12 protein-coding genes are annotated in these 13,020 nt (G+C 66.9%); 5 read left to right on the plus strand and 7 right to left on the minus strand.

The features are described 5' to 3' along the window. The first annotated feature begins 51 nt into the window (after positions 1–51). From HFK18_RS06685 to ampE, 5 genes are all read left to right on the plus strand, one after another. The gene (locus tag HFK18_RS06685; RefSeq protein WP_089237352.1) at positions 52–795 is read left to right on the plus strand and encodes a DUF6776 family protein; all 744 of its coding nucleotides are present in this window, start codon (positions 52–54) and stop codon (positions 793–795) included. Positions 796–799: 4 nt separating this feature from the next. After that, positions 800–1,264 carry a polymer-forming cytoskeletal protein gene (locus HFK18_RS06690; RefSeq protein WP_089237350.1) on the plus strand — a complete coding sequence of 155 codons (465 nt, stop codon included), beginning with the start codon at positions 800–802 and terminating at the stop codon, positions 1,262–1,264. A gap of 31 nt (positions 1,265–1,295) precedes the next feature. Beyond that, positions 1,296–1,688 carry an iron-sulfur cluster insertion protein ErpA gene (gene erpA, locus HFK18_RS06695; RefSeq protein ID WP_025874631.1) on the plus strand — a complete coding sequence of 131 codons (393 nt, stop codon included), beginning with the start codon at positions 1,296–1,298 and terminating at the stop codon, positions 1,686–1,688. A gap of 142 nt (positions 1,689–1,830) precedes the next feature. Further along, the gene (gene nudC, locus HFK18_RS06700; protein ID WP_089237348.1) at positions 1,831–2,763 is read left to right on the plus strand and encodes an NAD(+) diphosphatase; all 933 of its coding nucleotides are present in this window, start codon (positions 1,831–1,833) and stop codon (positions 2,761–2,763) included. A 94-nt stretch (positions 2,764–2,857) separates the two neighbouring features. Then, positions 2,858–3,745: a regulatory signaling modulator protein AmpE gene (ampE, locus tag HFK18_RS06705; protein WP_180165240.1), complete on the plus strand. Its 888-nt coding sequence runs from the start codon at positions 2,858–2,860 to the stop codon at positions 3,743–3,745. Positions 3,746–4,256: 511 nt separating this feature from the next. Here ampE and HFK18_RS06710 read toward each other — a convergent pair. From HFK18_RS06710 to HFK18_RS06740, 7 genes are all read right to left on the minus strand, one after another. Then, the gene (locus HFK18_RS06710; protein ID WP_180165242.1) at positions 4,257–4,682 is read right to left on the minus strand and encodes a DUF2752 domain-containing protein; all 426 of its coding nucleotides are present in this window, start codon (positions 4,680–4,682) and stop codon (positions 4,257–4,259) included. A 43-nt stretch (positions 4,683–4,725) separates the two neighbouring features. After that, positions 4,726–5,010, minus strand: a complete 285-nt coding sequence (locus tag HFK18_RS06715) for a CD225/dispanin family protein (RefSeq protein WP_100462178.1) — start codon at positions 5,008–5,010, stop codon at positions 4,726–4,728. 33 nt (positions 5,011–5,043) lie between these two features. After that, positions 5,044–5,331: a CD225/dispanin family protein gene (locus HFK18_RS06720; protein ID WP_089237339.1), complete on the minus strand. Its 288-nt coding sequence runs from the start codon at positions 5,329–5,331 to the stop codon at positions 5,044–5,046. A gap of 183 nt (positions 5,332–5,514) precedes the next feature. After that, the gene (locus HFK18_RS06725; RefSeq protein WP_180165244.1) at positions 5,515–7,404 is read right to left on the minus strand and encodes an MFS transporter; all 1,890 of its coding nucleotides are present in this window, start codon (positions 7,402–7,404) and stop codon (positions 5,515–5,517) included. Positions 7,405–7,549: 145 nt separating this feature from the next. Further along, positions 7,550–8,347: an SDR family oxidoreductase gene (locus HFK18_RS06730; protein WP_180165246.1), complete on the minus strand. Its 798-nt coding sequence runs from the start codon at positions 8,345–8,347 to the stop codon at positions 7,550–7,552. Positions 8,348–8,476: 129 nt separating this feature from the next. Then, complete coding sequence (gene yccS, locus HFK18_RS06735) at positions 8,477–10,654, minus strand: YccS family putative transporter (RefSeq protein ID WP_100462181.1); 2,178 nt, start codon at positions 10,652–10,654, stop codon at positions 8,477–8,479. Between the two features lie 183 nt (positions 10,655–10,837). Then, complete coding sequence (locus tag HFK18_RS06740) at positions 10,838–12,895, minus strand: TonB-dependent receptor (protein ID WP_180165248.1); 2,058 nt, start codon at positions 12,893–12,895, stop codon at positions 10,838–10,840. Positions 12,896–13,020: the final 125 nt, after the last annotated feature.

The raw sequence follows: 13,020 nt of genomic DNA on the forward strand, positions 1-13,020 counted from the left end.
TGCCCCAGGGGCCGTACTGGCGTCGCCACTGCGATGCCACGGAGACTACCCATGAACAACCGCCCTCCCATGCGTGTGCAGGTCCGCCTTCCCGGTGCACCGCAACCCCCCGCCGACCGCCGTCGCCTGCTGGTGATCGCGGGCATCTGGCTGCTGAGCCTGGTGCTTGCGGTGCTGGGTGGCTGCTGGCTGGGTGCGCCGCGCGGTGAACAGGGCCAGCGCGTGCAGGTTGCCGAGAAGCGCGCCGATACCCTGCAGACCCAGTTGACCGAGCTGCAGCAGAAGCAGGCCACGCTGGAAGCGTCGGACCGCATCAGCCGCGCCGCCAACAACGAAGTGCAGTCTTCGCTGGCCGAGCGCGACGAAGAGATCGCCGGCCTGCGCGCTGACGTCGCCTTCTACGAACGCCTGGTGGGCTCGACCAGCCAGCGCAAGGGCCTGAACACCCATTCGATTGAATTCAGCCCGGAATCGGCCGGCACCTGGCAGTACAGCGTGGTGCTGACCCAGAACCTCAACCGGGGCGCGATCAGCCAGGGGCAGATGCGTTTCACGGTGGAAGGCGTCAAGAACGGCAAGCTGGCCACCATCAGCTGGGACGAGCTGCACCAGCGCAGCAAGGTGCCGGGACAGGATTACTCGTTCCGGTACTTCCAGCAGCTCACCGGCAGCGTGATGCTGCCGGCTGACTTCACCCCGCAACGGGTGAAGGTGACATTGGGGAGTGGTGCGGGGGGCACCACGCAGGTATTCGACTGGAAACAGGCCGGCGCACCGGCCAGCAAAGGGGAGTAGGCAGATGTTCGGAAGCAGCAAATCCAGCCGTGATGGCCAACTGGTGGTGGATGCCCTGATCGGCAACCAGGTGGTGATCCGTGGCGATGTGGAATTCAGTGGTGGCCTGTACGTGGAAGGTCGCATCCACGGCAAGGTGATTGCCCAGGAGGGCGCCAGCGCGGCGACCCTGACCCTCGCCGAGCATGGCGTCATCGAGGGTGAGATCCGCGCCCAGGTGGTGGTCATCAGTGGCCGCCTGGACGGTGACGTGCATGCCACCGAGAAGGTCGAACTGACCCCGAGTGCCCGGGTCAACGGCAACGTTCATTACCAGGTGGTGGAAATGAATGCGGGCGCCCAGCTGAACGGCCGGCTGATCCATGCCAGCGCCCCGATGCAGGCCCTGCCAGCGCCGGAGAGCCAGGACGCCGGTGACGGCAAGGGCGACACCGCCGCGCGCCGCAAGCTGGCCGAGGCGATGGCTTGAAAGCCACCGCCTGCGCCCCCATGCTGAGCCCATGAACACGCTCGTCTCCCTCCCCGGCGCCACGCCGGCCGCCGCGCCCGACTACCAGTCGCTGGATCGGCCGCTGAACTTCACCGAGGCCGCTGCGGCCAAGGTCAAGGAACTGATCCAGGACGAGGGCAACCCCGACCTGTCGTTGCGGGTGTACATCGAGGGTGGCGGCTGTTCGGGCTTCCAGTACGGGTTCGAGTTCGATGAGAACCGTGCCGGCGATGACCTGGCGGTGCAGACCAGCGGGGTCACCCTGCTGGTCGATCCGCTCAGCCTGCAGTACCTGATGGGCGCCGAGGTGGATTACACCGAGAGCCTGACCGGTGCGCAGTTCGTGATCCGCAATCCGAACGCCAAGACCACCTGCGGCTGCGGCAGCAGTTTCAGCATGTAATTGCAGGGCGTGGGGCATGCGCCCCGCGCGGTGCCTTCGGTAGATCCACGCCATGCGTGGATGGCCTGTCCTGCAACCACAACAGCAGATTGCGCACAGTGCCGACCTTGCCACCCGCATCGATTGGCGGCAGGCTAGCTGGATGCTCACTTCTCCTTCGCCGCTTTCCGGTTTTGCCTTCGTGGGTGAACCGTTGGAGCGCGCCGATGCCATGCGCGAAGATGCCGATGCTCTGGCGCGCCTGTGGCCGGATGCGCGCATTCTTGTCCTGGACCAGGACGGCACCGCCTTCACCGGTGATGACGACCAGCCGTTGGCGCTGACCGGCGCTGATGTCGGTGGCGGGCCCGGTGTCGCCATCTTCCTCGGCCTGCGTGGCGAGCAGGCGTGGTTCTCGGTGGAAGCTGCCAGCGTGACGGTCACCGCGCCACGCCGGCTCGATCTGCGCCAGGCCGCACTGCTGTGGACCGTAGCCGATGCGACCGCCTTCAGCTATGCCCGCGGCATGTCCTACTGGCAGTCGCGCACCCGCTTCTGCGGCGTCTGCGGCACGGCCGTGACGTTCGCCCGTGGCGGCTTCGTCGGCCGCTGCCCGCAGTGCGCGACCGAGCACTACCCGCGCGTTGATCCGGCAGTGATCGTCGCTGTGGAAAACCAGGGACGGCTGTTGCTGGGCCGCCAGTCCAACTGGGCGCCGCGCCGCTATTCGGTGTTGGCCGGCTTTGTCGAGCCGGGCGAGACCTTCGAACAGACCGTAGCGCGCGAAGTGCACGAAGAGAGCAAGGTGCGGGTGACCGCCTGCCAGTACCTGGGCTCGCAGCCCTGGCCGTTCCCCGGTGCATTGATGGTCGGTTTCCGGGCGCAGGCACAGGACGACGTGCCGACCGTGGATGGGGAGCTGGAAGACGCGCGCTGGTTCAGCGCCGAAGAGGTGGGAGCTGCCCTCGCACGTGACGTCGAGGACGATGGTGAAGGCATCCGTCTGTCGCCGCCGATCTCCATTTCGCGGGGCCTGATCGAGCATTGGTACCGCCAGCAACCGGCGTCCGGCGGCGCCAGCATTGCCGCCACCTGAACACGCTGCCGGTTACAGTACGGTTCACCGCTGACGGCGGCGCTGCGACAGGTAAGGTAGCGACGCCGAACGCTTGCTCGTAGGGAGACCTGCCATGTTCACCACCCTGGTCGCCGTGTTGGTGGCACTGGCCCTTGGCCATGTCGCCCCGGCCGCTGCCGCGTCGCTGCGCCGTTTCGACGGCTTCCGGCGCTGGCTGGGCTGGCTGGACGCGCGCGGTGGTCGTACCTGGCAGGGAGCGGCCGGCGTGGCGCTGGCGATCGTACCGCCACTGCTGCTGATGGCACTGGTTGCCTGGCTGCTGCGCGGGGTGCTGTTCGGCCTTCCGGCGCTGCTGCTGGGCGTGGCCGTGCTGGCCTGGTGCTGGGGCCCGCGGGATCTGGACCGCGACATCGAAGCGATCATCGATGCCGATGATGCACCGACCCGGCAGGCAGCGGTACGCAACCTGCAGTCGGCCGGTGGCAGCCTGCGCGAGGATGTTCCTTCGCTGGTCGAGGCGACCGTGCTGAACGCACTGCGGCGTTGGTTCGCGGTGCTGTTCTGGTTCCTGCTGCTGGGCCCGGTGGGTGCGCTCGGTTATCGCCTGCTGGCATTGATGGCGGAAAGCCCGATGCGCGCGCGCGTGACGGTGGAACCGCTGGCGCTGGCGCAGCGGCTGCTGGGCTGGATCGAGTGGCCGGTGGCCCAGTTGATGGCGTTCTCGATGGCCCTGGTGGGCAACTTCGACACCGCCTGGAAGGCATGGCGCCAGGCGCATGGTGAGCGCTTGGCCGGCGACATTGGTTTCCTGGGCGCGGTGGCGCGTGCCAGCGTCAATGCCGAACTGCGCGAAGATGCACACGATTACACCGAAGCCGGCCTGCTGCCGGTGTGGCAGCGGCTGCCGGACCTGCGTGATGCGATGAGCCTGGTGTGGCGGATGCTGCTGCTGTGGCTGGCGGCGCTTGCCGTGCTGGTGATAGCAGGCTGGGTGACCTAGTTGCTTTGCAGGGCTTGCAGCCCTGCACCCGCTGAAAGCAACAGCAACAGCAACAGCAACAGCAACAGCAACAGCGGCTCTGGGTTGCTGAGGGTTGGGCGGGGCGGTGTGGGGCTGCAGGACACGCCGTAAACCCATCCATGGGGGCTCGATGGCGCCATCCATGGCGCCAACGGTCCTGCAGCCCCACACCGCCCCACCCCCGACAGGTTCCGGCGGCTGTTGGTAGGTGTCGACCTTGGTCCACACGGTAGATCCACGCCATGCGTGGATGCCGAACGCAGCGACCCGCTTCCGCTTTTGATCTTCTCTTTTTCTTGCGTGGTGGACGCGCACGGAAATTGTCTGTGGCCGGGCGGGTGGGTTGCGCAGGGGCGTAAGCGCCATGGATGGCGCGCCCGAGCCCCCATGGATGGGTTTACGGCGCCCCTGCGCAGCCCACCCGCCCGGCCAACCCCAACGGCTTCTGCCTTCAACGACCACCACGAGGGGCTGCGCCGTTGGCTGGAAACTACACCGGAGCCAGCGCAGTGAACGGCGCCCACGGCAGGTTGCGCAGCACGGCATAGCCAGGCAGCAGCCACAGCCAGAACGTAGGACTGGCCAGTACCCGCATCAGCGGATTGAGCACGCGCGGGCGCACGCCGGCTGTGTTGAGCAGCATCAGGAACAGGAAGGGCAGGCTGATGACCAGCAACGGGTTCATCGCCATCGCGCCGGGCAGGTCGAAGTGGACCAGTGAATACAGGCAGCGCGTGCTGCCGCAGCCGGGGCAGTAGAAGCCGGTCAGTGCATACAGCGGGCAGCCCGGCAGCGGATTGCCGGAGACATACGGATTGACGTGGCGCAGGACCACGGCGGCACCCGCAGCCAGGCCGGAAGCGGCCAGCAGCGGGGCCCAGCGGGCCAGGCGGGAACGAGCGGGAAGTGCGGACATGCAGGAGCGGGATCCGGCGCGTGGCCGGACCCCGTCGCGGGCATCAGTAGCTGCCGTTGCCGCCGCTCAGGGCGCCCAGGCCGCCAACGGCCATGATCACGATGAAGTACAGCACCATGACGACGACGGCGGCGATGGCCGACCACATGGCCCACTTCTTGGCCTTGTCGGCCGAATCACGGGCACCGGCGACGTCGCCAGCAGCCAGCTTGCCGTTGACCTGGGCGGCGTAGACGATCGACACGATGCCGGCCGGCAGGCAGCAGAACAGGGTGGACAGGATGGCCCAGACCAGATTGTTGGGGACCTGCGGGGTACTGGTGTTCATGGTTCAAGCTCCTCGATGGGTGGTGGTGGTGAATCAAAGGTCGGATAGAGCGCCCAGCACGGCCAAGCCGCCGAACAGCCCGAACCACAACAGCAACAGGACCGGCAGAGCGACGGCCGAAGCCACCGCCCACCAGCCCGCCTTGCGCGACGCGCTATAGGCCCCCGGCAGGTCACCGGCCGCGCGGCGACCATCGACCTGGGCGGCATACACGATCGACACCACGCCCAACGGCAGGCAGCAGAACAGCGTCGTCAGGATCGCCCAGACCAGATGGTTGGGGATGTAGACCGGACGGCTGAGCGGTGGCGGTTGATTCAAAGCAAGACTCCATTCCTTGGCGGTCGGCGTGTCATAGACAGGCCGAACCTCCCCCCTGTGGGTGCGTAATCTACCGCAACCGGCGACGCATGTATGCGTTTTCAGCCCCGTCAGGCCTCGTATGGCCCTTGGACGGGGGCGTATGCAGCGTACCGTCATCGCCTCACGGAAGGGGCGATTGCGTCAGGCGAGGTCGCCGCGCAGGGTGCGGACCTGGGCTTCCAGGGTGGCAGCATCGGTCGAATGGCCATTCACCGCCGGTGCCGCGACCACCTCCACGGTCGCCCGGAACCGGCGCGGTACGCGCATGCGGCCCAGGCGGGTATCGCGGCGGCTCCACATGCTCGACCACATGCCGCGCAGGGCCATCGGTACCACCGGTACCGGGCGGCGTTCGAGGATCTTCTCCACGCCGGATTTGAACGGTGCCATCGTGCCGTCGCGGGTCAGCGCGCCTTCCGGGAAGATGCACACCAGTTCGCCCTCGGCGAGTGCGGCATCGACTTCATCGAACGCACGCTGCATCAGCGCAGGATCTTCGCGCGCACCGGCGATCGGAATCGCCTTGGCGGTGCGGAAAATCCAGCGCATCACCGGGATGTTGAAGATCTTGTAGTACATGACGAATCGCACCGGACGCGGAATCGTCGCCGACAAAATCAGCGCGTCCATGTAGCTGACGTGGTTGCAGACCAGCAGTGCGGCACCTTCATCGGGTACGTTGCCCTCGATGCCATGCGGGCGCAGGCGATACAGCGTGCGCACCATCACCCAGCTGAGGAAACGCATCAGGAATTCGGGGACGATGGTGAAGATGTAGATCGCTACCACCGCGTTGGCGATGGCCAATGCCAGGAACAGCTGCGGGATGGTCCAGCCGAGCAGGCGCTGGGTGAGCAGGCCAAGTACCGCCGCTGCGACGATGAAGCCGGAGTTCTGGATGTTCAGCGCGGCGAACACGCGCGACATCTCCGACTTCGGCGTGCGGCTCTGGATCAATGCGAACAGCGGCACCACGAAGAAACCGGTGAACAGGCCGATGCCGAGCAGGTCGACGATGATGCGGATGCTGCCGGCTTGATGCACGAACTGGGTGACCGACAGGCCCTGCGCGGTGGCTTCACCGGCGCGTGCGAAGTACAGGTCCAGCAGGAACGCGGTCATGCCGAACGCGCCCAGTGGCACCAGGCCGATCTCCACGGTGCGTGCCGACAGCTTTTCGCACAGCAGCGAACCGACGCCGGTGCCGACCGAGAATAGCGCCAGCGCGAAGATGTACAGGGTGGGCTCGCCACCGAGGTTGGTGACCGCATAGGACGGCAGCTGCGCGGTGAGGATGGTGCCGACGAACCAGAACCAGGACACGCCGAGGATGGCGTTGCGTACCGATTTCTGTTTCCTGGCCATGCGCAGCACGGCCAGCGATTCGGGGATCGGGTTCCAGTTGATCTTCAGATCAGGGGCGCCGGCATCGACCTTGGGGATCATGCGCGCGGCCAGGTTGCCGCAGATCGCCAGCGCGATGACCGCCGTGGCAGCCACGATCGGGCCATGGGTGCCGGCCAGAGTGAACACCAGGCCGCCGACGATCATGCCGGTCAGGATCGACATCGACGTGCCCATCTCGACCAGGCCATTGCCACCGGTCAGTTCTTCCGGGCGCAGTACCGAGGGCAGCACCGAGTACTTCACCGGACCGAACAGGGTGGATTGCAGGCCCGTGCAGAACAGGGCCACCAGCAGCACCGGCAGGCTCTCGGCGAGAAAGCCCACCGCGGCCAGCGTCATGATCACGATCTCCATGGTGGTGGTGATCACGATCAGTCGCGATTTCTCCAGCTTTTCCGCGATCTGCCCGGCCAGGGCGGAGAACAGGAAGTAGGGCAGGATGAACAGCGCCGGCGCCAGGTTGGTGTAGAGCGTGCGCTCGCTCTCGGCCACGCCGAGGTAGAACAGCAGGCCGATGATCGCCTGCCGGTATACGTTGTCGTTGAAGGCACCCAACCCCTGCACGATGAAGAACGGCAGGAAACGGCGCTGGCGCAGCAGGGCGAACTGGTTGTGACCGGACATGGAACCTCCTTGGACCGGCGCAGCCTAGCATTCCTGCCCATCTGTCGGGACCGTGGCGGCATGCATCCACGCATGGCGTGGATCTACTCAGACCCCCTGGGTACGGACGGTGGGTGCGGACCGTTGGTCCGCACACCTGAGAACCTCAGACGATATCGTCGACCACGCCGCCGTCGACCCGCAACGCTGCGCCGGAGGTGGCCGACGCCTGCGGCGAGGCAAGGTAGACCACCATGCTGGCCACTTCCTCGACCGTGGCCGCGCGCTGGATCACCGACGCAGGACGATGGGCCATCACGAACTCACGGCCGATCTGTTCCAGCGGCTTGCCGCTACGCGCGCGTTCTTCTTCGAACATCGTTGCGAAGCCGTCGGACAACGTCGGGCCGGGCAGCACCGCATTGACGGTGACGCCGCTGCCGGCCACGCGCTTGGCCAGGCCGCGCGACAGCGACAGCTGCGCGGTCTTGCTGACGCCGTAATGGATCATGTCGGCCGGAATGTTGCGTGCCGATTCGGAGGAGATGAACAGCACGCGGCCCCAGCCGGCGTCGACCATCGCCGGCAGCAGGGCGCGCGACAGGCGCACGCCGGACATGACGTTGGTCTGCCAGTACTGCTCCCAGGTGGCATCGTCGGTCTCGAAGAAGTCCTGCGGGCCGAAGATGCCGGCATTGTTGACCAGGATGTCGACCTTCCCCGGCAGGCCGGCCAGCAGGGTGTCGACACCGCTGGCGTCGGACAGGTCGGCGGCCACGCCCAGCACGTTGGCCTTGGGAAGGGCAGCCAGCAGGCGCTGGCGCGCGCGTTCCACGCTGTCGGCGCTGCGGCCGTTGAGGATGACCTGCGCGCCGGCGGCGGCGAGCCCCTGTGCGATGGCGTGGCCGATGCCAGCGGTGGAGGCGGTGACCAGCGCGGTGCGGTCGTTGAGTTCGATCTTCATGGGGGAGATCCTGCGTGGGCGACACGGCAGTATCGGCGCCGGGGCGTGATCGGAATGCCCCCGTGGACGCAACACGATGTTGCACGGCCGTCAGCCGCACCCGTAGATCCACGTCATGCGTGGATGCCGTCAGCTCAAACCACGCACCGCGCCATTCGCCGCCGCTCTCACCTTCGGCAGCATCCGCAGCACCAGCGCCATCTGCGTGCGGATCAGCTGCAGTTTCGGCGGCATCGTCTCATCGAGCTGTTCCAGTTCCGCAGCCACCGCACGATCGGCATCGTTGTCTTCTTCCGACACCGGCTGCTGCGCAGTCAATGCCGACGCCAGCTGCTGCAGCGCTTTGCGCACCCGCTCGCCAGCGGCCAGCGCCAGTGGATCGCCCGCATAGCTGTCGACCTGGTCGCGGTGCGCACCCAGCGCCGACAGGTGCCCGAGCAGGGTGTTGGACAACGCCAGGAAGTGGAAACCCGAATCGAGGTTGCGACGCACGTGGCCCGGTTCGCGCAGCATGTTCGACAAAGCGGTGGACAGTGCGGCATCGGCGTTGTGCATGTCGCGGCGGGCGATGCGGTAGGCCAGATCGTCGCGCATGCCGCTGCGGTACTGACCCAGCACCGATTCCAGATAACGGGCGGCGGTATCCAGCACCCGCGCCAGCACGCGGTGCAACTGTCGGCCCTGCCAGTCCGGCAGGATCAGGAACGCGGCGGCGGCTGCGATCGCGCAGCCGAGGATCGTATCGACCATGCGCGGCACGATCAGTACGAAGCCGTCGCCGATCAGGTTGAAGCAGGTCAGCGCCATCACCGTGATGGCGGCCGAGGCGACCAGATAGCGGTCGGTACGGGTGAAGAAGAACAGCAGCGCCGACAGCAGCGCGATCAGCAGCTGGATCTCCAGCCGGGGGAACAGCTGCAGCAGCGCCCAGGTCAGTACCAGGCCGGCCAGCGTGCCGACGATGCGCTGGGCCAGGCGCTGGCGGGTGGCGCCGAAACTGGGCCGGCACACGAACACGATGGTCAGCAGCACCCACGAGCCGTTCTGTGCGTTGAACAGACGGATGGCAACGAAACCGGCGATCAGTGCCAGCGCCATGCGCAGGCCATGGCGGAACAGCACCGAGCCCGGGGTGAGCTGCTGGCGCAGGCGCACGCCCATTTCGCGCAGGGTGTGCGGGTTGCTGTCGCGCAGACGGGTGTCGACGTTGTCCAGGCTGGCTTCGGAACGTTCGGCATCGAGCAGGCGGCGCTCGATGCTGCGCAGGTTGTGCACCAGCAGGTCCAGGGAGCCGAGCAGACGCTGCCACTGCGGGCGTTGCTGGTCGCGCAGGTAGGTCAGCGCATCGGCCAGGTCGCGCCCAGCCTGCTGGTTGCTCTCGCCGTAGACGAACGGGCGGCGCAGCCGGATCGCTTCGCCCAGCCGTGCACAGGCCTGGCCCTGCAGGTCCAGCAGGCGCTGGCAGCGGTACAGCACGTCGCTGTGGAAGAACGCATCGACAAGCGCGCCATACGGATAGTGGGAGGAGCTGGCGCGCTCATGGAAATCCTGTGCCATGTAGTACAGGCGCAGGTACAGGCCGGAGTTGACGCCGGGCCGGCCGGAGCGGCCAAAGCGTGCCAGGATCGCCGTCTTCGCTTCGTTCAGCGCACCGACCACGCGGCGGTTCTGCTCGGCCAGGTCGAGCTGGCGGCGCTGCAGGTCCGCCTCGCGCACGGGTTCGAACAGAGCGGCCTTGAGCTGCAGGTAACGGCCCAGTTCCACGTACAGGCGCGCCACGCGCTCGCGCACCGGCCGGTTGGCGAACAACGTGGTCCACAGGATCGACAGCAGCCCGTACCAGACCGCACCCGCCAGCAGGTGGCTGACCGCGTCCAGCGCACTGTGCAGGTCGTGGGCGCCATGCTGTTCCAGGCCGATCATGGTGTAGATGGCCAGGGTGACGGTGGCCTGGGCGATGGACGCGTAGCGCTCGCCGAGTGCGCCGAGCAGTGTCAGGCCGAACGTGGACAGCGCCAAGGCCGTGATGAAGATCCACGGCCAGGGGAACAGCCAGATCACCGAGGCCGCCGCCAGGCAGAAGCACAGCAGCGACAGCAGCACGGCCTTGGTCCGGCCCCACCAGTTGTCATCGGTCTCGGCAATGGCGCTGGCGATGATGCCCAGGAACACGCCGGGCAGCGCGGTCAGTGCATCCAGGTGCCAGCACACGGCCAGGGCCGCTGTCAGGGCAATGAACACCCGCAGGCCATAGCTGGCCTTCTCGTGGGCCCACAGGCGGCTGAGGCGGGATTCGCGTGCGGACATGCAGGCTCGGCGGAAGGATCGACCTCCATTATTGCGGGCCGCGCGTGAAATGGTAGATCCACGCCATGCGTGGATGATTTTCCGCTCGATACCCGGTAGTGCCGGCCGCCGGCCGGCTCCTCATGAGCCCGGACGAAGGTGCGAGGAGCCGGCCAGCGGCCGGCACTACCGTTTGCCGGTTGCTTACATGTCGAACCGCACGCTCAGCGCGAAGGTGCGCGGCAGGCCGACGCCCGCATTGGACCAGTACCTGCGGTTGGCCAGGTTCTCCACGCTGGCACGCAGGGTCACCGGATGGCCGGAGGCCAGCAGGCGGTAGCCGATGCCGGCATTGACGAGGGTGTAGTCGGGCAGCTTCAGGGTGTTGTCGGCGTCATACCAGACATCGCCGTAGTAGCGCACGGCGGCATAGGTCTCCAGCCCGTCCACCCACGGCAGCTGGTAGGTGGCGTGCAGCACGCCGCTCCAGCGTGCAGCACCGACGGTGCGGTTGCCTTGCTGCGCCGCGCTGCCCGGGGACAGCTTGTCGTAGGTCGGGTCCAGCCAGGTCACGCCACCGCCGACGGTCAGCGCATCGGTCAGGTGCAGGTCGGCGCTGGCTTCGATGCCTTCGTACAGGGTGATGCCATCCTGCACCAGGCGCTTGCCTGCATCGGTCAGCTGATCGATGTTGGCGCCGCGCTCCAGGCGGAACGCAGCGACGTTCGCGTTCCAGCGATCCGCTTCAACCTTGGCGCCGATCTCGTACTGCTCGCTGATGGTGGGGTCGAGCACATCGCCGGCATTGACGTAGCTGTTGCCCACGCGGCCGCCGGCTTCCAGCGACTCGATGTAGCTGGCATACAGGGTGACGGCCTCGCTGGGCTTGAACATCACCGCATAGGTCGGGGTGACCGGATAGGTGTGGTACGCGCCCTTGGTCTCGAAATCGTTGTAGCGCCAACCGGCCAGCACCGACCAGCCATGGCCGAGGTCGACGGTGTCGCTGACGAACACGGCCTGCTGCACGGTCTCGTCACCGCGGCTCATCACCCGCGAACCGACTGCGTCGTGGCGGATGTCATGGCGCTGGTACAGGTTGGCGCGGCCGATCAGGCTGAACTCGTAAGGACGGTCCCAGCCCAGCCCGGTCTGGTGGCTGACGCCGGCCACCAGCTGGTGCCGCAGCGGGCCCGTGCCGAAGCTGCCCTGCACCAGTGCCTGCGCCAGCTTCCACTCGCTCTTGCCGCCGAGTTCGTAGACATTGACGTCGTAGTCGCCGTTGAGGTCATCGATGTAGGCGAAGATCTTGTTGACGTCGTTCCACGAGGTGGTGACGCCATAGCTCAGGCTGGCCTTCCAGTCGCTGTTGATCTGCCAGTTCAGTGCGGTGGACAGCAGGCTGGAACGGGTGTCGTAGTAAGTGCCAGGCACGCTGTTGTCGACATCGCCGGCGATCGGCCGCGGCAGCGACGTCAGGCCACGGAAGTAGTACTGCGGTGATTCCTCGCGCAGGTCGCGCGACTGGAATACGCCGTCGAAGGTCCAGGTGAGCGCATCACTCAGGCGCGCGTCCAGCGACAGCGCGCCGACCTTGCGATCGACATGGCCGCCGTTGAAGGTTTCGCCCTTCTCCTGGTACGCATTGAAGCGGTAGCCGAACATCTGCTCGTTGCCGAAGCGGCCACCGACGTCGATGCCGCCGCTGACGATGCCCTGCTCGCGCCAGCCGAGCTGGGCGGAGAAGGTCGGTACTTCGGTCGGCTTCTTGGTGATGTAGTTGACGATGCCGCCAGGTGCGCCGAAGCCGTACAGGAACCCACCGGGGCCCTTCAGCAGGTCGACCTGTTCCATCACTTCCAGCGGCCATTCGGTGCCCCAGGACGAGACCTGCAGGCCGTTGACCCGGTAGCTGTCGAAGTTCAGGTCGATGCCGCGGTTGCGGATCGGCGAGCTCCAGCCGCTGGCATACGCGCTTACCTGCGTGGTGACCGAGGGGTCGAGCAGGAAGGCTTCGCCCAGCGACACGACCTGGCGCTGTTCGATCTGCTCACGGCCGACCGCGGTGATCGCAAACGGGGTATCACGCAGGGCGCGATCGCCCAGGGCGCCAGCCTCGGTGTGGGTACGCTCGGCGATGACCTTGACTGCGTCCAGATCGGTGGCGCTGCGGGATTCGGCCGGGGATTCGGCGTGGGCAGTGCAGGCGGCGGACAGCGCTACGGCCAGCACGGCCAGGCGGGGGGAGCGGATGGGCAACATCGATGGAGATCCTCGGCGGGCGGCCACGGGCCATCCGCCCATGCAGGGGGGAAAGGTCGGTGGCTGGGATCACACAGGCGTGCCGGCAACGGCAGCGGGGCGCCGCAAGGGGGCGCAGGACCATG

The organism is Stenotrophomonas sp. SbOxS2 (assembly GCF_013416715.1).
In the GTDB taxonomy this organism is placed as follows: domain Bacteria; phylum Pseudomonadota; class Gammaproteobacteria; order Xanthomonadales; family Xanthomonadaceae; genus Stenotrophomonas; species Stenotrophomonas lactitubi.